The organism is Vibrio sp. 10N.222.49.C9 (assembly GCF_041474985.1).
In the GTDB taxonomy this organism is placed as follows: Bacteria; Pseudomonadota; Gammaproteobacteria; order Enterobacterales; family Vibrionaceae; genus Vibrio; species Vibrio crassostreae_C.
On record NZ_JBFRVD010000008.1, the window covers coordinates 77,769 to 100,432 of the forward strand.

General features: G+C 45.2%; 17 protein-coding genes. 9 read left to right on the top strand and 8 right to left on the bottom strand.

The features are described 5' to 3' along the window. The 3 genes from rimJ (at position 1) to AB4585_RS02460 (ending at position 1,698) form a co-directional block, all read left to right on the top strand. Positions 1–588, top strand: a complete 588-nt coding sequence (rimJ, locus tag AB4585_RS02450) for a ribosomal protein S5-alanine N-acetyltransferase (protein WP_372138990.1) — start codon at positions 1–3, stop codon at positions 586–588. A 152-nt stretch (positions 589–740) separates the two neighbouring features. After that, the gene (locus AB4585_RS02455) at positions 741–1,214 is read left to right on the top strand and encodes a DUF2947 domain-containing protein (RefSeq protein ID WP_017060433.1); all 474 of its coding nucleotides are present in this window, start codon (positions 741–743) and stop codon (positions 1,212–1,214) included. A gap of 268 nt (positions 1,215–1,482) precedes the next feature. Further along, positions 1,483–1,698 carry a hypothetical protein gene (locus tag AB4585_RS02460; protein ID WP_017065431.1) on the top strand — a complete coding sequence of 72 codons (216 nt, stop codon included), beginning with the start codon at positions 1,483–1,485 and terminating at the stop codon, positions 1,696–1,698. 171 nt (positions 1,699–1,869) lie between these two features. Here the strand turns inward: AB4585_RS02460 and AB4585_RS02465 are convergent, their stop codons facing one another. The 3 genes from AB4585_RS02465 to AB4585_RS02475 form a co-directional block, all read right to left on the bottom strand. Further along, positions 1,870–4,710 carry an Hsp70 family protein gene (locus AB4585_RS02465; protein WP_017067721.1) on the bottom strand — a complete coding sequence of 947 codons (2,841 nt, stop codon included), beginning with the start codon at positions 4,708–4,710 and terminating at the stop codon, positions 1,870–1,872. 153 nt (positions 4,711–4,863) lie between these two features. Then, positions 4,864–6,822 (bottom strand): Hsp70 family protein, encoded by a 1,959-nt coding sequence (locus AB4585_RS02470; RefSeq protein WP_372169298.1) that lies wholly within the window; start codon positions 6,820–6,822, stop codon positions 4,864–4,866. Next, positions 6,822–7,454, bottom strand: a complete 633-nt coding sequence (locus tag AB4585_RS02475) for a DUF2760 domain-containing protein (protein ID WP_017060436.1) — start codon at positions 7,452–7,454, stop codon at positions 6,822–6,824. The genes AB4585_RS02470 and AB4585_RS02475 overlap by 1 nt, the downstream gene beginning before the upstream one ends. 348 nt (positions 7,455–7,802) lie before the next feature. Between AB4585_RS02475 and AB4585_RS02480 the strand changes: the two genes are divergently transcribed. Together AB4585_RS02480 and AB4585_RS02485 are read left to right on the top strand one after the other, a co-directional pair. Continuing rightward, positions 7,803–9,341: a sensor domain-containing diguanylate cyclase gene (locus tag AB4585_RS02480; protein ID WP_136974818.1), complete on the top strand. Its 1,539-nt coding sequence runs from the start codon at positions 7,803–7,805 to the stop codon at positions 9,339–9,341. 87 nt (positions 9,342–9,428) lie between these two features. Next, a complete protein-coding gene (locus AB4585_RS02485) occupies positions 9,429–9,959 on the top strand; it encodes a 3'-5' exonuclease (RefSeq protein ID WP_017068784.1) in 531 nt (176 codons plus the stop codon). A 122-nt stretch (positions 9,960–10,081) separates the two neighbouring features. On the opposite strand, the gene AB4585_RS02490 is transcribed toward AB4585_RS02485, so the two are convergent. The 3 genes from AB4585_RS02490 to AB4585_RS02500 form a co-directional block, all read right to left on the bottom strand. Continuing rightward, complete coding sequence (locus tag AB4585_RS02490; RefSeq protein WP_017060439.1) at positions 10,082–10,531, bottom strand: TerB family tellurite resistance protein; 450 nt, start codon at positions 10,529–10,531, stop codon at positions 10,082–10,084. A gap of 153 nt (positions 10,532–10,684) precedes the next feature. Beyond that, the gene (locus AB4585_RS02495) at positions 10,685–12,694 is read right to left on the bottom strand and encodes an alkaline phosphatase family protein (protein ID WP_372169299.1); all 2,010 of its coding nucleotides are present in this window, start codon (positions 12,692–12,694) and stop codon (positions 10,685–10,687) included. A 24-nt stretch (positions 12,695–12,718) separates the two neighbouring features. Continuing rightward, positions 12,719–13,249: a hypothetical protein gene (locus AB4585_RS02500; protein WP_029235374.1), complete on the bottom strand. Its 531-nt coding sequence runs from the start codon at positions 13,247–13,249 to the stop codon at positions 12,719–12,721. 81 nt (positions 13,250–13,330) lie between these two features. Here AB4585_RS02500 and AB4585_RS02505 point away from each other — a divergent pair, with 81 nt between their 5' ends. The 3 genes from AB4585_RS02505 (at position 13,331) to AB4585_RS02515 (ending at position 19,539) form a co-directional block, all read left to right on the top strand. Next, on the top strand, positions 13,331–14,659 hold the full coding sequence (locus AB4585_RS02505; RefSeq protein ID WP_372169300.1) for a MipA/OmpV family protein: 1,329 nt from the start codon (positions 13,331–13,333) through the stop codon (positions 14,657–14,659). Between the two features lie 198 nt (positions 14,660–14,857). Beyond that, entirely contained in the window at positions 14,858–18,901 is a 4,044-nt protein-coding gene (hrpA, locus tag AB4585_RS02510; RefSeq protein WP_372169301.1) for an ATP-dependent RNA helicase HrpA, read from the top strand. A gap of 143 nt (positions 18,902–19,044) precedes the next feature. Further along, positions 19,045–19,539 carry an outer membrane beta-barrel protein gene (locus AB4585_RS02515; RefSeq protein ID WP_017107497.1) on the top strand — a complete coding sequence of 165 codons (495 nt, stop codon included), beginning with the start codon at positions 19,045–19,047 and terminating at the stop codon, positions 19,537–19,539. 153 nt (positions 19,540–19,692) lie between these two features. Here AB4585_RS02515 and AB4585_RS02520 read toward each other — a convergent pair whose 3' ends face one another. Beyond that, a complete protein-coding gene (locus tag AB4585_RS02520) occupies positions 19,693–20,475 on the bottom strand; it encodes a hypothetical protein (protein WP_372169349.1) in 783 nt (260 codons plus the stop codon). Then, complete coding sequence (locus tag AB4585_RS02525) at positions 20,396–21,181, bottom strand: hypothetical protein (protein ID WP_136982501.1); 786 nt, start codon at positions 21,179–21,181, stop codon at positions 20,396–20,398. The genes AB4585_RS02520 and AB4585_RS02525 overlap by 80 nt, the downstream gene beginning before the upstream one ends. Before the next feature lie 545 nt (positions 21,182–21,726). Here AB4585_RS02525 and AB4585_RS02530 point away from each other — a divergent pair. Next, positions 21,727–22,512, top strand: coding sequence for a TetR/AcrR family transcriptional regulator (locus tag AB4585_RS02530; protein WP_004741595.1), 786 nt, complete (start codon positions 21,727–21,729; stop codon positions 22,510–22,512). Positions 22,513–22,664: the final 152 nt, after the last annotated feature.

Genomic DNA, 22,664 nt, shown 5'->3' on the forward strand with positions numbered 1-22,664 from the left:
ATGGAAGATTTGAGTACACCAGAGCGCATTTATAAGCATGATGGTAATCTGATTTTACGCACGGCTGAAATCGATGACGCTGGCATGATCAGCGAGTACTTTCAGTTTAACAGAGAGTACCTGAAACCTTGGGAGCCGATACGCGAAGATGCGTTCTTTGATAGAGCGAGTTGGGCGCAGCGACTGATTAAGTTAAACGAGCTTCATAAAATGGGGCTAGGCTATTACTGTTTACTGATTAACGCTGACTCTAATGAAATGTTAGGCACCATATCGTTCAGTAATTTGTCGCGTTTCCCGTTCTACGCTTGTAATGTCGGTTACTCATTGGCGCAAAGTGCACAAGGCCATGGTTACATGCGCAGAGGTTTGAGCATGGCCAAAGACTACATGTTTGATGTGCAGAACATGCACCGCTTAATGGCGGGCTACATGCCTCACAACGAACGCAGTGCTGGTGTATTAGAACATCTTGGTTTTGTCCGAGAAGGTTTTGCTAAAGACTACCTACAGATTAACGGTAAATGGGAAGACCATATACTGACGGCATTAGTTAACCCAAACTGGGAAGATAGACGCGCTGTATAGAGATCAATAGTCATTAGGCGTAAGTACCAATTAAGCGTAAATACAGATTTAGAGGCAGTGACGACATAGATAAAATGAAACCGTCACTGCATCAAAAAGAACAGATAGGCATGGTAAATCCATCAGCCTGAGAAGATATTTGAGGAATTTTGATGTCATACACAACTTTGGACGAATACCAAAGAAAATGGATTTTCACACACCAGTCAATGCCGCTGCCGGCAGAGGACTTGGAAAAGATTAAGCCAATGACACAGGCGAGAGCTTCTCAGTTCTGGAAAGAGAACGTGAGCCCTCAAAGCCCAGACGCAGAACGACTGAGCTCGCAAGACTGGCCAAGCAAAGCATCGAACTGGAATGAAGAGATCAGCTGGATGGCGCATTGGGAAGCGGATGAGCCTGAAATGCCAGAAGAGATTCTTAACTTTATTGATTGGCAAGATGACGTAACTGTTTATTTTTGTTATGAAAAGTACAATGTTCTTGAAACCAAATGGGCGATTTTCAAGAAGCATTGGAAGAACTTTTTGTTCTACGATGATGGCCCGATTTTAATCGGTCGTCGTCGTTCAGAAGCCCTTTGGTTTGCTACCAATGGCAAGGTGAAAATCGGTAACCGTGCTTAATCTCGGTGTGATTTAATCGAGTGAGTGTTGGTGTTTCGATCAACAGATAGAAAAACAAAAAGCGAGCATCGAGCTCGCTTTTTTTGTGCCTAATGATCTTCGAAGATCATGGGGAAAGACCCACTATTTGAGCCCAACTAAAGGTGACCATATCCACTCATTTAAAGCGAGTGAATTACGAAATTGAGATCGCTATCTCATTGGGTTAGTTGAAGTTTCATGGGGTTGAGCTATCTTTATATTACTGCCTTAGTGGAGGTGAAGTATTATGATTTGGGATACTCTCGAACGTGTAAATAAACTTCGCAAGGAAGCAATGGAGGATCCAGAGTTTTTGGATTCAGCAAAAATGCATGAGGAATGGCTTTTAAGCGAAACTCATAATCAATCGAACAAAGGAGCAAAAGAGAATAAACCGAAAAAACTATCTGACATTTATGAAAATACGGATTTTCCTATCAACCCAACTGGAACCAAACATTAACAATGATGAACTGCAACACGGCTAAGGCTCTTAACCAAAAAGCTATAAGTCGATTACACATACCAGCCTTAAGCCACCAATAAAAAAGCCACTTTCAACGAATCGAAAGTGGCTTTTTCTTTTCTTGCTAGCTTCTTTACCATTAGCAACGAAAGCTAATCGTTTTCAAACCTAGTTATTGATTAGGCTTAATCCGCTTGGTAACGCATCACCAAACACACGCTTAGATTCACTCTCAGAAAGCTCAGTCACTTCACTCACTAGTGTTAACCATGAGTCAGGTACCTTGCTTTGCTTAAGCTTCTCAATCACTTGATTGCGATAGTCGTCAGAGATATCAAACTGACGGTCACCGGTTTTTCGACAAATCATCACCGCTGCGAAGGCGATCATCTGCTCTTTCTGCCAGTTCTGTTCAAGCAGTTTTGGTAACCACTGTTCAGCTTGCTCTCTAGGAATTACGCTGTGTTGGCTGCCATACAAAGGCGTTCTTGATGCTAATCGTCCTAGCGCCCACCAGTGAGCCTGTTCAAATTGGTTATGGTTGATCGCTTTGCTTAAGAACCAACTTGCCAGCAGCACTTTGTCTTCAACCTCAAGTTGCTCAAGTGACGCCGCTAAACGGACCATGGCTTCATAACCATTATCTTGCGCATCTTTGGCTGTCTTAGGGTTCTTCATTGCACCTGGGTGAAGGTATTTAGCGATGTCAGCCAAGATACTCTCTTGCTGCTCTTGGTTTAGCCCACCAGCGACACGACGCCAGAATACCCACCAGTCTGTCCAGCCTTGGTGGTTCTTGAACTGAATGTTCTGTTGGTAAAGGCCCCAAATCTGTTCGATACGCCATGAGTCAGTCGGATCGCCAAAGCCAGGACGTAGCGAGTATCCCGCCAAACGTAGCCAGTTCTTCTCGTGTGCTTCTGAGCGGCGACGACGTTTACGACCTAATGAGAAGGTATCAAATAGATGACGAAGGGTCGTGAAGTCCCATTCATCGCGTTTACCTAGTCGCTTCTCAAGATCTTTCGATAGTGTTTTGATCTCTTTCGATTCAGCACTCTTCTTGTTGCCGCTGTACAGGCGAGAAATCAACTCCTTACACTCTTCCAATCTTGGGTGAAGCGCGGAGGTATCAGATTCATCGCCTTGCTTGTTTCTTACTTCAAACTCAAGCAACCAACGCTTAGAGTCATCTTCTATACTCACACACTCCATTTTCAATGTGCCGACTTCGGTTAACTGACAAGCGAGCAGTACTTCAACACGCTCTTTTTGGTTGGCTTGAAGTTCTGCAGTACCTGAGCCTTCCAGCGTAGAAATATACGGTGGGAGAGGGGAGAACAAGTCGGCATCTACATTGACCATCACACCGTTTTGAATGGCGGTGTCATGAGCAATTTGATCGTGTGTTGAAGTCAGAAGATTAAATCGTACTGGCTCACCTAAAGTCAGCGAGAAACGACGGCTGTTCAAGCGTATCTCTTGGCCTTCTTCGGTTCCTTTGGCAAGCAGACAAAGCGCTTTACCCATCTTGTTTTTCTCTTGCAGATGCAAGAAGTAAGAACGGGCAGCACCGCCACCGATTTTCAGCTGTGCACCGCGGCGTGCTTTACCAAAGGCAACCGCGCCAAGGGCAACAGACCAATCTGGATGAGGGTTATCAAGCACTGTGATAGGAGAACCGTTCCAGTTGCCCAGTAGCTGAGTAATTCGCTCTGTTACCAGTTCACTGTTAAACACACCACCATTGAGCAGCACGCCAACTGGAATTGCAGGTTTGGTGTCATCGAACTCAATAGAGTCTGAGTTTTCCAATGCGGCTTTAGACACTTGTTGGTGCGTTGCTAGGAATTCTGCAACGTGCTTACTCACCGCAGGGTCAGCCACGTAAGGCAGACCAAACTCAACCACAGCACTGCGGCGTTTGTCGGGTGTTTCAGTAAACTCAGAAAGCGGGAAGAAACCTTCCAATGCGATTTGATGGACTTCTTGTTTAGTTAAACCAATACTCTTAGTACCGCCAAGCAGTTTTGAACCGCTGCCCAGCATGGTGATCTTTACATCATCGGGCGCATTGGCAGAAAGCAGGCTCTCTTTTGCGGCGCGAGTCTGTTGAATCAGTTTGGTTAGGCTAGAGGCATTCAGCTTTTTGTTTTGATTGAAGCGTTGCTCTGCAAGGTGGGCAAGGGCTAAATCGAGGTTATCACCACCAAGCATCAAGTGTTCACCAACACCAATACGGTCGAGTGCGAGCTCGTTATTACCGTCGCTGTTCGCATCGAATTTGGCTTCAATTAAGCTTAAATCGGTGGTACCACCTCCAACATCACACACTAGAATCAGTGGGATTTGTTGAAGTTCATCTGCTGCGGTTTGTTGGTGACGGGCATACCAGTCATAACAAACGGCTTGCGGCTCTTCGAGTAATAGAATCTTACCTAAGCCCGCCAGTTCTGCGGCTTCGAGTGTTAGCTTACGTGCTGTCTCATCGAAGGAAGCAGGAACGGTAACCACAACATCTTGGTCTTCAAGCTTGTTGCTCGGGTTACGGTAGTTCCATGCTTGGCGAATGTGGTTGAGGTAGCTTGCACTCGCCACAACTGGCGAGACTTTATCGACATCTGCTGCGCCTGCCCAAGGCAGAATGTCGGAGTTACGATCCACCGCTTGGTGTGACAGCCAACTCTTAGCACTCGATACTTGGCGGCCTTCAACCTTAGCGCCTAATTCACGTGCCCATTCACCGACGATAACGTTCTTAATATCGCCTTCAACGGGGCTTGGTTCCCACGGCATTGTCAGGTCAGAAGGGGATATTTGACCTTGTGCTGGGTGGTAACGAAAGGATGGGAGTAAGGGCTTGCGAACCACTTCACCGGGGCCGATGAGTTGGTCAATATCGAAAAGAGAAACGGGAGCATGTTGTAGGTCGTCGTTGATTTCACAGTAAGCGACAACCGTATTGGTTGTACCTAAGTCAATGCCGACTAAAAAACGAGGAGTTGCCATACAAAACCTTATTCTTCCAGAGTGATGACCAGTTTTTTGATAGCTTTGGTCTTATTGTTGTTATTCGTAAACGTCATTCCTGAGAAACAGGCAGGACTAGATTGAGAAATGCATTGATAAAGTAACGGCACCCGCTAAGGTGCCGTTGATTCATTATGCTTGTTCGTTTGAGTCGTTATTCGAGTCTTCACGAACATCGAACTCAACGTGCCACTTCTGACCGTTGTCAGTAGCAATCGCTTCTAGGTATAAGGTACCTAACTCAGTAACGCGAGAAGCCAGGGTCACTGGAACGACTTCACCTTCGCGACGGCCTTCAGATACCGGCAGAGTCACTTGGATTTCAGGAAGCTCATCAAGCTCTTCAGGCGCCCAGTGATCAAGGTGTGTACCCGCTTCATCTTCACGACGAATGGTTGAACCGAAGAACTGGAAGTGTACTGGCTGACCAATCACTAGACCGAACTCTTGGCTAGGTACTTGAACGCTTGAACCTTCTTCCATACCAAATGGGGCAACACACAGCGCTTCCATTGGAGGAGCCATACCTGGGATTGCTGGCATCGCACTTTCAATTCCTACGTAGTAAGAAGAAGCGATACCACCGCGGATACGAACGCCTTGGCCACGACGAACTGCGCCGTAGTATGAAGCGCCACTTGCAACCGCTAGGTCTAAATCTAAACCTGAAAGCTGTTTTGCGAACTCTTCGTCAGCATTGATCAACCATTCGTTGATCGTATCTGAAAGACGATCAGCAAGTAGGTTCGATTTTAGAACACCACCATTGAACAGGATTGCTGTTGGCTTGATGAAGTCTGCCGCTGGCGCTTCTGACCCTTGCGTACCGGGCATACCGGGCATGTTTGCAAACGGGTTGAAATCTTGCTGAGCCGTTTCGCTATTTCCAGAAAGCGCATTCGCTTGCTTAGAAAGGAATGCGGCAATGTGACGAGTAATACCTGCGTCTTGAGCGTAAGGCAGACCCATTTGAGTCAGTGCGCCACGCGTCTTTTGTACAGGGTGCTCAGTTACAGCAACTTTAGGGAAGAAGCCGTCCACTAATGTTTGTTGAACTTCTTGCTGAGTCAGTTCTGTTTTCAGTGTTGCGCCAAGCAGTTTAGAACCACGGCTTGGAACAACGATAGGAACAGATTGCAGTTCAGCATCGTTAAGCAGTGCTTCTTTCGCATCACGACATGCGTGAGTCATTGCTTGAACCTGCCAAGGAGCCAGTTCTTTGCCTTCTTGCGCCAGTTTCATCTTCAAGCGGTAAGCCAGTGCTAAGTCCATGTTGTCGCCGCCAAGTAGGATATGTTCACCTACTGCGATACGGTTCAGGCTTAGGTTGCCGTCATCTTGTGTTACTTCAACTAACGAAAGGTCGGTTGTACCACCACCGATATCGACAACAAGAACGATGTCACCAACGTTTACTTCATCACGCCATGTGTCGTTGCTGTTATCAATCCAGCTGTACAGAGCCGCTTGTGGCTCTTCAAGAAGCGTTAGGTGAGTGAAACCAACATTACGTGCAGCTTCTGCTGTTAGGTCACGAGCCGCAGGATCAAACGAAGCTGGAACCGTGATCGTTACATCTTGGTCTGCCAGTTTGTGTTCTGGGTTTGCGTGGTTCCATGCGTCTTTAAGATGCTCTAGGTACAATTCAGTTGTCTTAAGCGGAGATACTTTTTCAACTTCTTCAGGGCTGCCTGCAGGAAGGAAAGCATCGCGACGGTTAACACCACCGTGGCATAACCAAGATTTTGCACTTGCTACCAAACGGATAGGGGTTTTAGAACCAAGGTTACGAGCAATTGCACCCACTAGCGCTTTTGGCTCTGAAGACCAAGGAAGAACGCGAGAGCCCGCATTCATTTCATGTTCGTGCGGTTGGTATAGGAACGAGCCAAGTTGGCTGCGAGTTTCTACTGTACCTGGCGCCGTCAGTTGAGGGATTTGCATCACCTCAACGCGAGCGTCTTCATTGCTTGTGTCTATGTAAGACAAAACGCAATGTGTAGTACCTAAATCGATACCAACACTGAACTTGGGTACCTGGTTTTGCTCTTGAGAAGATGGCTCTTGAGCTGAATGATTTTGGTGTTCCATTATAGCTCCACCTCTGCCGGTGCAATTACAGATGCATCGTAGTTTTCAGCAAGCTTAGGCAGGTTCATGTCAGTTGCTTTCCAACCTTTGTGAACTAGTGTGCCGTTGAATGGTGCATTGCCCGTTACGTTGCCAGTTAGGCGAATTTCTTGAGGGTTGAAACCTTCAGCGATAGTGATACGTGTTTCTTCATCTTCAGTGCGGATGTGAGACAGCGTTACGTAATCAGCCAATACTTTTTGACCGCCAGTGTGAATAACACGAGCTGCTGCGCCAACTTCTTCATCAGAGAATGACGTTAGGTCTTCTTTTAAGAAGTCGATAAGGCGCGCTTCTTGCTGCATGATAGACAGTAGCTGCATTGCAGAGTCTGTTGGTGCTGTAGCAAGCTTAGATTCAACTTCTACTACTTTTTCGATCACACGTTCAACTTCTACTACTTTCTCTACTTCGACAATTTTCTCAACTGGCTTTTCAACTTCAACGACCTTTTCTACTGGTTTTTCTACGACTTTCTCAACCACTTTGGTTTTACGAGAAACGGCAATTAACAGTAGTAAAACGCTTGATGCAGTTAGGCCTGCGTGAAGCATATCAAACGTTTGTGGGATTAGGTTCAAATCAACGATCATAGTGATTTCTCTTTAAAATTGATTTAACGGTATATTCGTCGGTTCAAAGGAATATACAGGTTGGAAAGAAACTCATTGGCACTAAGCCGAAACGGTCACTTTCAAGCTATAAATATGGATGGATACTAGCATATTCAAGGCTTAAGAGTGGTATTTAATGTTTTTAATCAAGTGGGTTTTTGGTGTGTTAGCTTGAAATTTAGTCGAGATTCGGTCGAATATTGGTCGTCGATGTGAGGGCAAGGTAAACAATGCCCGTTTTATGTCAGTTTTAAGACTAAACAGAAATAGAGCATGATTCCCTTCCGTTATATACTTTTAACTCATTAGAGACTATTTGGAAGCCACATGCCGCACACTACCGACCCACTTACAGGGTTGAAGAGACGAACTCTCCCATTGGTCGTATTTTTGGTCAGTTTTTTGATTACTGTGTTGTGTTTTATATTAGTCGCGTTAAACCAAAACCGCGCGTTAAATATGAATTTGGATAGCTTTACTACTCACCAGACACTGAGTTTGGAAGCGTTTATCGCTAATGACGTGGCTTACATTGGTTCTGGTGCTAATTTTTTCTACGCAAATGATCCTGAAAACTGGGATAAGTTTGATCGTTTTGCACAACAAACGATTAATGTTTCAAAAAGTCTAATTGGCTTGCAGTGGATGCAAAAAGTGGCAGCAGACGAGATTGCCGAGCATACCGCTAAGATGAAAGAAAAATACCCGTCTTACGAGCTGTTCACTATTCCAAAACACGAAGCCAAAGTCTTTGGTTACATCTTAGATGGTGAGCCGGCGTTCATTGCTAGTGACCTGTATCCCAACACACAAGCAAACGACAATGTACTTGGCTTTTATTTTTCTCGTGAGCGCTTCAAGCTGGTTTTAGATAATATTAAACAGACACGTAAAGCGAATATTTCAGACAAAGTTCGCTTGCTTCAAGACGGCTTAGATCAAAATACACTAAAGACCGGCATGTTGGTTTATCACCCTGTGTTTGAAGGCGAAAGCGATAATCTACTTGGCGTTGTGATTGGTGTGGTTCGAACGACTTACTACTTTGAAAATCTACTGGCTTCGGCAGTGGGAGACATGGATGTCTATATTCGTGTTACCGATACGGGTTTCGAAGCAGAAAACTCCCCAATATTGTTTGAAACCGAGGGTTATGAAGCGGTATCTGGGCACCACATTACCAAAACAATCTCACTGACCAATCGAGATTGGAAGGTCGATTACAAAATAGATTCATGCATCTCTTTCTATGGTTATCTGGTGTTAACCGGAATCGCGTTAGTCGGAACAACTATCTCATTGCTGTTGGCGTATATCGTTAATATGCAAATCCGAGAGAAAGAGCGCTTGTATCAAATGCTTGATAAAAGAACAGAAGAGCTTCGTTTTCTAGCCAACCACGACAGCCTGACCGAGGTTTATAACCGACGTGCTTTCAATAAGATGTTAGATAAAGCGATACAGCGAAATGAACCCTTTAGTCTCATCGGATTTGATGTCGACAAGTTCAAAGGCATTAACGACCAATTCGGTCACCCTGCAGGGGATGCTTTACTCATTCATGTAATTAAATTGATTTCAGTGAGCTTGAAAGAGGGGGATAACCTGTTTCGTATAGGTGGAGATGAGTTCTGTATCATTTCTAGTATTACAAACCATGAAGCCCTAGAACGATACTTACAATGTATTCTAAGAACAGTGAGCCAGTCTCATTTTGAGCACAAAGGTCGACAGCTCAGTTGTACTTTGAGTATTGGTGCTGCTATTTACGCTAATGAAAACACGGAAGAGATTCTGCAAAAAACAGACAGTATGCTCTATCAAAGTAAGTCGAATGGCCGAAATCGAGTGACAATTGCAGGCTAAATGAGCACTTGATACAACTAGGGTCGAGTTCTGTATTGGGCTCATGTACAATTTCACAAAATTTTTGACGAGAGAATTAGGCGACGTATGAATCACAATCGAGTTGTGTGTTTCGATTTGGAAATGTGCTGTTGGAGCGAAGACGGTGTGGGAACAACAGGAGAGATCATTGAAGTTGGTCTTGCTGAGATTGATCTAGCATCCGGTACTATCGTGAAGCGAGCACAATACTACGTTAAGCCAGAGAAAGACGAAGTCTCTCTATTCTGTGCCGAGTTAACGGGCATTACACCTCGTAAAATCGAAAAGCAGGGTCGCCCATTAGAGTCTGTCATCAAGTCGATGATTAAGAACTTTGGTGGTCCCAAAAAAATCTACGCAGCGTGGGGACGTGACGACCTTATCTTACACAAAGAGTGTATTGAAAAAGGCATCGAGCCTCCGTTTAGCGAGTTCTTAAACATCGCAACGCTTTACCGTGTTCAGAATCGCTTGAAAGACAAACGCATTGGTCACCGCGCTGCTCAAGAAGCCAAAAATATTGAGTGGGAAGGTCGTCAGCACTCGGGTTATGTCGATGCTTATAATCTTGCGAAACTCACATTAACTATGTTGTAGCTAAATTTTTAGCTCCTCTCAGCCCTGTTTAGTCAGCTTTCAGTTTACCGATTCAAAAAAGCGACCGGTTTCTTAACCCGTCGCTTTTATTTATTTCAGTTTCCAATTCATTATTTCAGGCACTAATTTTCGCCTAAAACACTTAACTTACTCTTGATGAAGTCACAGTGGTCGACGTAGAGCAGTTCTGCTGTTTTGCGGATCACAGAATCTTCGATAGGGTCAATTTCCCCGTCGGCATGCGCTACTTCCCACATCGCTTTGATTAAGTCGATTCGCACTGGCTGAGATAGGTCTCTGAGTTGCGATGTAAAGTCATACAGCGATACTGATTGCTCTACTTTCGGCTCTGCTTGCGCGAGCAGTACCTTTGCTTGTTCTTCATCTAAATCCAGCAAACGCTGCAGAAGCTGTAGCTTAGCGACTCTTTCTGATTCATTGATCTGATGGTCGGCACCCGCGACTTCACACAACAAACTCGCGATGGCGATATTAGGTGATGTGCCTTGGTTTTTGCTTAGGTCCTGGCCTTCAATCAATTGTTTAAACATTGATGTGAGAGAATTGAACATAACGAGCTCCAGTTAAAATTTGTATCGAGTTCCGTAACGCTGATAGCTATCAACTATAACCATAAGCATAACTATTGGGTCTACAGAGTGTGATCGCAAGCGTCTTTACTAAAAACTGACATTACGGATACGCGAGCGATAAGGAGCATTTTATCAATCGGGCTCTGGGAAACGGGTAATTTTACCGTCGCCACTGAGTGTCGTGATCGATTGCGGTTTCCCATCAGTGTCTAGCCTCAATTCTCCAATCGCACTGCGGTTTGAAAGGCGATAGAAGGTCTGATTGTCGGGGCTTCGCTTTTCGATCTTCAAGCGTTTACGCTTGGTGAAGTAGTTCAAAACTGAGCGAGGGCTGTATAACAGACGGTCCCATACATCGCAGAATTTAAGCAGCGGAGCAGGGAACTGATTTTTAATACCACTGCAGGTGATTTGATAGATGTTCGGGCTGTTGCGACGATACCTAAGCTTGATATCGTAAGCAAAGGAGTAGTGAACGTCACCAGAAAGCACCACGAAATTGGTCGGTGTTTTGGTATGGGTAAAGATGCTGATCAGCGTATTAGCACTGCCCGGATGCGCCATCCAGTTTTCAGCGTCAATCACCAATGGCTTACCGATTGTGGTCGCCATTTTTTGCAGTGTTTCAATAAACTTCACGCCAAACATCGGTGCAGCAGAAACGATCACTACTTTATCTTGATGCAGTAACTGGTGCTGAAACTCAATTAAGGCTTCCCAGTCCATCAAACCTGAAGGCTTATTCATGCGCGACTCGGAACGCCAACGACGCGTTCGAGTATCTAACACAATGACTTTGGGTGAAGTATCTATTGTGTAATGCCACTCTTCAAAGCGACTCAGCATCTCAATAAAGGCTTGATGCTTATCTGGCTCGATATTGCTAACAGAGTGAATAGTATTGCTATCATCGGCTTCATTATGCGCTTGTTTAGTAATGCGCGGTTGAGCGACAAAAAGCTGTTTTGCTTGCTCGATAAACGTTTCGTCGAAGCTCTCCGGTTTGTTACCCCAACCCTGACACATCCAGTAAGCCGCAAGGCCGTTACCTATCACTTGAGTGGCGAACTGGTTTTGGTCGACAGCATGCTCCCAACCCACAGTAAGGTTCCAATCATCGGTAACATCGTGATCATCGAAGATCATGTAAGTTGGAATATGCGCGAACAGACGTTGTACTTGCGGTAAGCCAGCAATGAAATCATCCATAATGACGCTTTCATCCCGCCACTGTTGCTGCTCAGTCGGTGTTAATTGGCGTCCACCTTGCGTGAAGTTATTCTCAATTAAACGCTCTCGATTGACGCATTGCCACAGTGTTGGAGACCAAACCAACAAGTACATCGCGATAAACTCAGACAGCGTGACCAAGTGGTTTTCACAATCGGTAGAACTAAATATCGGCACGCCACGATTCAGGAAGAACTTATCGAGCGTGGATTCTGAAGCGGTGTGGTGCGGTAAATAGTGATGACGCTGATATAAGTGATATTCACTGCTATACAGCGCGTCACTGCTGTTGATTTGCTTAATTTGCGAGTCAGTCGGTAAGCTCTCACCTACAAGGCCAAGCAGTTGAATCACCTGCTGAATAGCATCAAGTGTTGGCCCTGCCACATGGTCGGCGTAAATCTGGTCGCCGCTCATCATCAGCATGTCAGGTCTTTCAGCGACGGTTTGATCGGCCATCTTGTTATCGGCTGCAACTAGGCTGTCTTTGCTTGGATGATGCGGGTTGCGGCAAGAGCCATGAAGAATGTAATCAGCTGAGGTCGATATCTTAAACTCAACGCGAGATTTACCGTTGTAAACAAGGTGAGGGGCGAGCTCTTTTAGTGAACCTGACTCTGTGTGAATGTCATATTCAAGCAGCGTATTAGTCGGAAACTCACCTTGTAAGCGAATTAGCGTTATCCACGCATGTGTACCGATTTGAATCGAATCATGTTCTTCAAGCGATGAGGTATAAAACGGCTGGTCTTGTGCTGCTTCAGAATCGTCTATTTCTTGAGTATGAAGCTCGGCTCTGCCTGTAAGAGGCGAGCTGGTGGCTAACCAAAGTACCACTTCAGTCGCGGTGGTTTTTCTTAAAATGGGTCCGGCGAGTAACAGGGGAAGAGATGATGTCGTAGAGGGTTTCAATACGGTACCTAAAATCGTTGGTGGCTAGTCGTCGTGGTGTTCTTTTGTTTCGATCTTATTTGTGTCTGGCTTTGTGGTTTCAAGCGTTGATGCTTCAAGTTCTACTGAGTCAGATTCTGTTGTTTTAAACTCTGCAATCTCAGGCTCTGCCATTTCAGATTCTGTTGATTCAAGAACTTCGATAACTTCTGAGCTAGAAAGTTCATGGCCCATTAGAAATATTGCCAATAGGGCATCGGCTTTGGTCTTGGTATCGGAAGGCTCGTCTAATAACAGTTCGAGCTTTTCTCGAATCATAGCAATCTCGTGCTCAACAAAGCCACGGCCTTCTTCATCCCCTTGATTGTCTTCAGGGGCATTATCGAATTCAAGAAATAGCATGTCACCGTCTAGGTTGGTATCCACCAAACGCTCAGGCAACCACGCCTCACCCATAACAATATCTGGATCGGAATCTTTGGGTAAGTGATCTATAATGTTTTGTAATTCGGAGACTTTCACAATACTTTCATTTAACCGAGAATATTCTACATTGTAACGGTCAATGCCGAGCAAACCTAAAAATAGTTAGCCGTCATGGTTAATAAATGTCTAATCAGTAAAACAATATTTTTTTCAAAGAGTAATTACACAAGAATGAAGCTCAAATATTTACCGACTCTTCCTTCATCTGGATTGGTTTTACTAGGTAGCGCTTTCCTAAGTGGCATTTTCGTAAGTGCTAATGCGTGGGCCGCTGAAGAGCAAGAGTGGGGCATCGCTGCAATGTTCCGTACAGCAAGCATCCCTTATGACACGTCTGGTGGCGACCAATCGGTTAGCTCATTCGTACCGATGCTGTTTTTCAAGAACGATTATGTGTTTATTGACGGTACTGAGATGGGGGTATACCTCTATCAAACTGACGATGAGAAGTGGTCTTTCAATGCTATCTCTCGCATGCGCTTTATTGATATTCCTGCATCTGAGCAGAACGCGATTGAAGGCGATACGGCGGACTTTGGTGCTCAACTGACCTACCAACTTGATGATTCTTGGTCTGTCGAGACGGAGTTAATGAGCGACAGTGAATACAACTTCCACGGTAACTTACGAGCTAAAGCCAAGTATGAAACTGGAGATTGGGAGTTTTACCCGAGCGCGACGCTGCGTTATAAAAGTGCTGATTTCAACAGTGAGTATTACTCCGCATCTAATGAAACCATTGGTGCTGGTGTTGACTTAAATGTTGGTGTTGAAACGCGTTACCATGTGGTTTCTAACTTGTACTTATTGGGTTCAACCAGTGTGACTCGATTGGACGATAACGCTTACGATTCTTCGATTGTTGAAGACCGTTATCAGGGGGAATTGTACCTTGGCTTTGGTTTCTTTAACGACAAAGAGAAAGCGCCAAAACCTAAACTGAGCAATGCGCCTTACTTACGTGTCGCACACGGCTGGGGAACGCCATCCAATATTGGTGACATCATGAAGTTCAATAGAGAAAAAGACGAATACAACAACCAGTTGACCTCGTTCTTCTATGGACACCCATTAACTGATGAGATCTTCGGCTTGCCATTGGATATCTATTTGACCCCAGGTATTGCCCACCACTGGAGCTCAGACGTTCAATCAAGCAGCACCGAATACATTATCGCAATCAAAGCGTATTACACCTTTGATTGGCCAACTCAGTGGCGTGTTGGTGTGGCAGAAGGTATGTCTTACATCGATTCGATTACCTACATCGAAGGCTCTGAGATGGAGCGTAAAGGCTACACAGCAAGCCATCTATTGAACTACTTAGACTTCTCATTCGATGTCAACGTTGGCGACTTGATTGGTAAGAATGACTTGAACAACTTATGGTTCGGTTATTCATTGCATCACCGTTCTGCAATCTTTGAAAAATCCTCTCAGTATGGTCGTATCAAAGGCGGTAGTAACTACAACACGGTTTACTTCCAATATGAGTTTTAAGCGCAGTTTTTAACGTTAGCTTTAAACCAGAGTTGACTAAGTACGAATTACATTTGACCGCGCTTTCATAGCTCCTGCGAGTGTTAGCGAGATTAATCAGCCTGATAGCTAAAGGTTTTCCCTTTGCTGTCAGGCTTTTTTGTTTGAGACTTGTGATATAATCGCGCGAGTTTAATAAGTACAAGAATAGGACACGCTTTGACTTCGTCTCCGGAAAAAGCAGATAACAACAAGAATGCAGCACAGCCAAGTTCTTCACAGAGCAAAGCGAAACCAAACCAAGCTGCATCGAAAAAATCTGCTGAACAATCAGCGACAAACAACAAATCATCTCAGAATAGCCCAGCCTCTCTTCGTAAAGCGCTCAACGAATGTATGATGCGCGATCGCTTCCGTTTGAGTAAGCGAATTGCTGGTGCGAGTAAAATTAAGAACGAACAAGCTAAGCACGCTGTCTTTGATGAGATTGCGTTAGACATTGCTAAGTCAATGATGACGGCAACTCAGCGCGCGGCACAGAAACCAACGATTGAATACCCAGAAATTCTCCCGGTTAGCCAAAAGCGCGAAGACATCGCGAAAGCCATCGCTGAAAACCAAGTGGTTATCGTGGCGGGTGAAACGGGTTCGGGTAAAACCACTCAGCTACCAAAAATCTGTTCTGAGCTTGGCCGCGGCCGCTTTGGCTTAATTGGTCACACTCAGCCCCGTCGTCTTGCGGCGCGTTCGGTTGCGAACCGTATTGCTGAAGAGATGGAAACACAGCTGGGTGAGTTCGTTGGTTATAAGGTTCGATTCAACGACCAGATTTCTGACAATACCCAAATCAAACTGATGACCGACGGTATTCTACTGGCGGAGATTCAACACGACCGTTTCTTAAATCAGTACGACACCATCATTATCGATGAAGCGCACGAACGTAGCCTGAACATCGATTTCATCATGGGTTACCTGAAAGAGTTACTGCCAAAGCGTCCTGATCTGAAAGTGATCATCACGTCGGCAACCATCGATCCAGAGCGTTTCTCTAAGCACTTCAACAATGCACCGATCATTGAAGTGTCTGGTCGTACTTACCCAGTTGATACGCGTTACCGCCCATTAGGTGGTGATGAAAGTGATTCAGACCGCGACCAAATCGAAGGCATCTTTGAAGCCGTTGATGAGCTGTGTGATGAAGGCCTTGGCGATATCTTGATCTTCATGAACGGTGAGCGAGAAATTCGTGATACCGCAGATGCATTAAGTAAACGCAACCTTCGTGATACCGAAATTGTCCCGCTTTACGCGCGTCTATCGGCGGGTGAGCAGAACCGTATCTTCCAGTCTCATACTGGTCGACGCATCGTTCTGGCAACCAACGTGGCAGAAACCTCGTTAACCGTTCCGGGCATCAAGTATGTTATCGACCCGGGTACGGCGCGTATTAGCCGCTACAGCTATCGTACTAAAGTACAACGTCTACCGATTGAGCCAGTGTCTCAAGCGAGTGCAAACCAGCGTAAAGGTCGTTGTGGTCGTGTTGCAGAAGGTATCTGTATTCGTTTGTACTCTGAGGAAGATTTCGAGTCACGCCCAGAGTTTACTGACCCAGAGATTCTTCGTACTAACCTAGCATCGGTTATCCTTCAGATGACAGCGCTAGGCCTAGGCGATATTCAAGCGTTCCCATTTGTTGAAGCGCCCGATAAGCGCAACATTCAAGACGGTGTAAGGCTGCTTGAAGAGCTTGGTGCGATCGCCACCGTTGAACCGTCAGCGAACAAAAACAAGAACCACGGCGACGACAAGAAGAAGCTAACCGCGATTGGTCGTAAGCTGGCAAAACTGCCTATCGATCCACGTTTAGCGCGTATGGTAATTGAAGCGCCACGTAACCGATGCCTACACGAAGTGATGGTGATCGCGTCTGCGTTGTCGATTCAAGATCCGCGTGAGCGTCCATCAGATAAGCAACAATCGTCTGATGACAAGCACAAGCGTTTCTTCGATAAAGAGTCTGACTTCATCACGTTTGTGAACTTATGGGATTACATCAAGCAGCAGCAAAAAGCATTGTCGAGTAACCAGTTCCGCAAACAGTGTAAGCAAGATTACCTCAACTATTTACGTATCCGTGAATGGCAAGATGTGTACTTCCAAATTCACCAAGCAATGCGTGAGCTAGATACTAAGTTGAATACAGAACCGGGCAGCTACGATGGCATTCACATGTCACTGCTATCAGGTCTGCTTTCGCACATTGGTATGAAAGACCAAGAGAAGAATGAGTATCAAGGTGCACGTAATGCACGCTTCCACATCTTCCCTGCGTCTGGCCTATTTAAGAAACAGCCTAAGTGGATCATGTCTGCGGAGCTGGTAGAAACCTCAAAACTTTGGGGCCGTGTTATCGCGAAGATTCAACCTGAATGGATTGAACCGCTAGCGAAACACCTGATTAAACGCAGTTACAGCGAACCACATTGGTCGAAGAAACAAGCAGCGGTAATGGCACACGAAAAAGTGATGCTTTACGGAATCCCAATCGTACCTAAGCGCCTTGTGAACTACGGCGCGATTGATGCAACCGTCAGCCGTGAGTTGTTTGTACGTAGTGCATTAGTAGAAGGTGAGTGGGAAACCAAACACGCTTTCTTCAAGCAGAACCGTAAGCTTCTACAAGAAGTCGAAGAGCTAGAGCATAAATCGCGTCGTCGTGACATCTTGATCGACGATGATGAACTGTTCGATTTCTATGACCAGCGTGTTGGTGAAGAGGCGGTTTCTGGCCGTCACTTTGATACATGGTGGAAGAAGACCAGTCAGAAAACCCCTGAGCTGCTTAACTTTGAAAAATCGATGCTGTTCCGCGGTGATGCTAGCCACGTTACCGATCTGGATTACCCGAACTTCTGGCACCAAAACGGTATCAAGCTCAAGCTGAGTTACCAATTTGAGCCGGGCGACGATAACGATGGTGTAACGGTACACATTCCGCTGCCTATCTTGAACCAGATCGACCAGAACGGTTTTGATTGGCAGATCCCGGGTCTACGTCAAGAGCTAGTAATTAGCTTGATTAAGTCGTTACCTAAAACGCTACGCCGTAACTTTGTACCTGCGCCAAACTACGCAGATGCATTCTTGGCACGTGTGACACCGCTTGAAGCACCGTTACTGGATTCTCTTGAGAAAGAGCTACGCCGCATGACGGGTGTGGAAGTGGTACGTGATGACTGGAAGTTAGACCAGATTCCAGAGCACTTAAAGGTAACATTCCGCGCTGTAGATCATCGCAAGCGTAAGCTGAAAGAACAGAAAGATCTGCATGAGTTGAAAGAGAGCCTGAAAGACAAGGTTCAAGAAACGCTTTCTAAAGTGGCAGACGACGATATCGAGCAGCAGAACCTGCACACGTGGAGCTTTGGTGAATTACCAAAAGTCTACCAACAGAAACGTGGTGGCTACGATGTTAAAGCCTTCCCTGCGCTGGTGGATACCAAAGACAGCGTAGAGATCAAACTGTTCGAAACCGAACAAGAGCAAATCTCGGCAATGAAATCGGGTCAGCGTCGTTTAATCTTGTTGAACGTGCCATCACCGATCAAATACTTGCACTCGAACCTGCCGAACAAATCGAAACTTGGCTTGTACTTCAACCCATACGGACAGGTACTCGATCTTATCGATGACTGTATCGCTTGTGGTATTGATAAGCTGATTGAAGAGAAGGGCGGTTTGGTTTGGGAACCAGAGCAGTTTGAAGCTATGAAAGAACACGTACGTGCAGAGCTGGGTGATACCGTAGTAGAGATTGCTCAACAGGTTGAAACCATCCTAACCACGGCATTCAGCATCAGTAAAAAGCTGAAAGGACGCGTGGATCTTTCTATGGCATTCGCACTTTCTGACATAAAAGCTCAAGTAGAAGGTTTGATTTTTAAGGGTTTTGCCACAGAATGTGGGTGGAAACGCTTGCCGGATATTCTACGCTATATGAGAGCGATTGAACGCCGCATGGAAAAACTGCCAATTGACCCGAACAAAGATCGTCTTCACATGATCAAAGTTGAGTCAGTAATGAATGATTACAAAGAACTGCTGAATAAAATTCCAAAAGGGATCGCGGTTCCAGAAAATGTAAAAGAGGTGCGTTGGATGATAGAAGAGCTTCGTGTAAGCTTCTTCGCACAGCAGCTCGGTACGCCTTACCCAGTATCAGATAAGCGTGTTAAAAACGCGATTGATGCTTGCTAAAGGAATAAAGCTAGACGCAATAGCAAGGTTTGGGTATAAATCTTGCTTATTGCATTACTAATTGAATAGTTATTACATACAGGGCGACTTGGTGGCAATTTATTACCACTCAAGGCCTGCCACTAGGACGAAAAAGGTCGAATATGAAAAAAACGTTATTGGCACTAGCACTACTAGGTGCATCTTCAACAGCAATGGCTGATTCTTGGTTGTACGGCGGTGTAATGGGTGGTCAAAACTCATTCGCTGGTGAAGATGAAAACGCGGTGGGCATCCACGTAGGTACAGGTATCCTTCCACTAATCGGTGTTGAAGCGGGTTACTGGGATCTAGGTTCTTTCGACAACGTTAGCTACGGCAACCGTGCTAAACAAGGTGTTGACGTAAGCACTGCTTACCTAGCGATCAAACCAAGCATCGACTTCGGTCCTCTTCACGTATACGCGAAGGGTGGTCTTCACTCATACGAAGTGAAAGGCGATAACTTCAAGCAAGACGACGTTGATATCATGTACGCTGTAGGCGCTGAATACTTCATCTTCGGTCCACTATCTGTAGGCGCTAGCTACCAAAACTTCAAAATGAAAGATGACGACGCAGGCGTTTTCTCTCTAAACGCAACTATTCACCTACTGTAATCAATCAGTAAAACGATCGTAAATAACGGTCGGATAGTCGTTAAAGAGTTCGTTAGAATTCATAAAAAATGCCAGCTTGATAGCTGGCATTTTTGTATCTGTTAACCGGGTAATTGCAACTCTGTTTTCTTCTAACAGGCAGCGGGTAGACGGTTACTTTTTACTGTTCAGAATACGCTGGATTCTTGGGTTAATCGCTTTGCCGTGCTGGCTTTCGTACTCTTCACGTTTTAAATCGTTTAGGTTTTTCACTGAGTTAGCGGCAAGCAGGAATTGCGGCAACTCCGTTTCCAGCATGCCTTTCTCATCTAAACGTTTTGCTTCCAAGTAGTACTTCTTAAACAGACCATCCAGCTTGTTTTCAGCCGTACGCTTCAAGTCGTACAGTTTGTTTTGGATTAGCCATTTTTCAATGTTGTTAACAGCTGCGCGCGACAATACACGAATACGGCTATCAAGTAACTCTTCTTCAGTTAAAGAATCTTTCAGGATCCACAGCTCACCCATTTGCGGCGGCCAGCTGTTGCCAAGCTGAATACGTTCGTGGCAGTGCATTAAAACGCGGTTAAGGCCGTCTGAATCAACAGAGTTGGCAAACTCAATGAACTTACCGCTTGGCTCACTACCGTACTGATATTCCCACTGCGTTTCGTACACGCTCAAGAAAGAGCCGAACACGTGAATACACCAATCGGTTAGTTCCAGCTCTGCAGGATCTTGATCAACAACAGGTACTTGTTGAGACGCACCAGAATCCGCAGCTTGTGCAGCCGCTACTTTCACTTCGGTACTTTGCGCTTCAATCACTTCAGGTACTAATGGACCTGTAGCGTCAGGTACAACAGGTTGAGCTGGCTCAGAAGGTTGGCTTTTTGCCTTTTTGAATGAGCTGCTGCCTGAAGCGTTCAGATGGGCTAAGCTTTTGTCTATACCCATTTCCTTGAGCTTGTCCTGCATTTCCTGAATATTGAGAGGTCTTCTGCTGTTGTTGTCTTTCATTTTGCTTCTCGTTAACTAGCCAGTACTGCAGCTTGGATTCAATCCGAGATAATGGCATTAATTCATTGGCTTTGGCTTTATACCAGAGGACAAATTTCTTCCATACTAAACTATGGTCACCGGTCAAACCGGAGAATTTAAACGCACGTTCTGCCCATGATGGTATCTCTTCTTCGTTGAGATCATGAGTAGAGACGGTGTTGCTGTTCATTGAGCCTCGACCTTGTGGGCGAGGGGCCTGCTGCATGTGTTGCATTGGTGCCGGAGCAGGCTGAAACTTAGGTGCAGGTGCAGGTGCAGGTGCAGGTGCAGGTGCCGTAGAGTAGACCGGAATACTATTGGTCGGTTGAACCTCAACGTGCGCCGCAGTTTGCTCTTGCTCAATGAGCATTTTGAAAACGTGAATCTCTTTTTTATCCCGATAATCTACTTTTACCTTATCGAGAAAACCTTGGTCGACTAAACACTTAAGACAGTCGGCTAAACCAAACGTAGAGAGAGCACAAAGTTGACCTGCTGTTTGTAGGCACACATTGGTGTAGCCGAATTCGTCAGCACCGTCTGCAAGCATCAATAAAACCAGCTTTTCTGCAGGGCTAGAAGTATTCACTTGCCAAGCTAAATAAGAATATTTGGCGCTCAATATCGTGTTCTCAAAAAAGGTAAGTCGTTGTCACTATTGTAAGTCACCCCTTACCGAATTTATAGCAACTTAACAGAAAACGGCATTAGTAAGCCAAATATTGACCATAAGGAGACGTCTGCCCCATAAAGTAAGCCTACAGTCATTCATTCTTGTGGTTTAAGCTAGGAATCATTGGGCATGAATACGCATAGCAGCTTAAAGTGCCTACATTCTTTGTTAGGTTAAGAATGCCCAATTCGCGTCCACATTCTGTTGGTCACAATACAGGTCTTCTTTTAAAGTCTTCTCTTTAGGTCAACTATTGATGATTTTCTTAGCTATATCCCATTTATTCTCTTTCCATTCACAAAATGTATTTAATTTATAAAACCCCTTGATATGATCAATACTTGCGCTATTATGACGATAAGTCAGAAATGACGAAGCGTCACAAAATGGTTAACTACATGAATTTACTATTCGTGTTAATATATTGGATAGGAGTGTTTTAAATACTGGCGAAGCTTAGATAACGGCTAAGCTCATATACGGACTAAAAAATTATGTTTGGCTTTGGTTGTAAAGGCGATAAACAAGGTATCTTTGGTTGCAAAGGCGTGTTGTCTAAAAAGCAGCAGTCTATTGCAGACCGAGAAGTAGAGTTGATGTTGTTAGCAAAAGATCTGGTTCGAGAACAAGGGTTCGGAAACCTCACGATGGACAAGCTAACGGCAGCGAGCTCTTATTCTAAAGGTACGATATACAATCACTTTTGCAGCAAAGAAGACGTCGTTTTAGCGTTATGTATTCACTCTCTCAAGACAGAAGCAATGATGTTTGCTCGCTCTGGAGAGTTTGAAGGCAACACACGTGAAAAGATCGTCGCATTGCACGTTGCTTACCGAATCTATGCTCGCATGGAACCGGTACTATCAACTTGCGCGATTATGGCGAAAAGCCCATGGGTACTAGAGAAAGCGTCTAGTGCACGCGTCGCCGAGATGAATGAACTGGAAGAGTTGGTGATTGAACAATGCGACTCTATGGTTAACCAAGCGGTAGAAGCGGGTGACCTAAAGTTCTCTTCTGGCGTTGGCTCAGATGCCATCGTTTTTGCTAACTGGTCAATCGCATTTGGTTCAAATGCCTTGTCACAGAACGCATCAAACAGTCATTGTATTAAGCGGTTACAAGACCCGTATTCAGTATTACACAACGCGAACATGATTCTAGACGGCCTAAATTGGCAGCCCCTTTCTAGTGACTGGGATTACCGCAAAACTTGGCGTCGTGTAGAACAAGAACTGTTCAGTGAAGAGATCGCTTACTTAGAGTCTGTAGGTCGATAGCTTCCGTTAAGCCCACACATGTGGGTTTATTAATAACCATTTTTGACGATTCGTCACAAACTTGAGACTGACCGACTGTGGTTGCTGTTTTCTTGAGTGTTTGACTAAGCATTGTGTCTTTTGTCAGCTTCGGCTGGCTTTTTATGACACAA

Bases quoted from the DNA above. Each gene is read 5' to 3' on its own strand.
- rimJ (WP_372138990.1), top strand. From the start codon at position 1: ATGGAAGATTTGAGTACACCAGAGCGCATTTATAAGCATGATGGTAAT.
- AB4585_RS02455 (WP_017060433.1), top strand. From the start codon at position 741: ATGTCATACACAACTTTGGACGAATACCAAAGAAAATGGATTTTCACA.
- AB4585_RS02460 (WP_017065431.1), top strand. From the start codon at position 1,483: ATGATTTGGGATACTCTCGAACGTGTAAATAAACTTCGCAAGGAAGCA.
- AB4585_RS02465 (WP_017067721.1), bottom strand. From the start codon at position 4,710: ATGGCAACTCCTCGTTTTTTAGTCGGCATTGACTTAGGTACAACCAAT.
- AB4585_RS02470 (WP_372169298.1), bottom strand. From the start codon at position 6,822: ATGGAACACCAAAATCATTCAGCTCAAGAGCCATCTTCTCAAGAGCAA.
- AB4585_RS02475 (WP_017060436.1), bottom strand. From the start codon at position 7,454: ATGATCGTTGATTTGAACCTAATCCCACAAACGTTTGATATGCTTCAC.
- AB4585_RS02480 (WP_136974818.1), top strand. From the start codon at position 7,803: ATGCCGCACACTACCGACCCACTTACAGGGTTGAAGAGACGAACTCTC.
- AB4585_RS02485 (WP_017068784.1), top strand. From the start codon at position 9,429: ATGAATCACAATCGAGTTGTGTGTTTCGATTTGGAAATGTGCTGTTGG.
- AB4585_RS02490 (WP_017060439.1), bottom strand. From the start codon at position 10,531: ATGTTCAATTCTCTCACATCAATGTTTAAACAATTGATTGAAGGCCAG.
- AB4585_RS02505 (WP_372169300.1), top strand. From the start codon at position 13,331: ATGAAGCTCAAATATTTACCGACTCTTCCTTCATCTGGATTGGTTTTA.
- AB4585_RS02515 (WP_017107497.1), top strand. From the start codon at position 19,045: ATGAAAAAAACGTTATTGGCACTAGCACTACTAGGTGCATCTTCAACA.
- AB4585_RS02520 (WP_372169349.1), bottom strand. From the start codon at position 20,475: ATGGGTATAGACAAAAGCTTAGCCCATCTGAACGCTTCAGGCAGCAGC.
- AB4585_RS02530 (WP_004741595.1), top strand. From the start codon at position 21,727: ATGTTTGGCTTTGGTTGTAAAGGCGATAAACAAGGTATCTTTGGTTGC.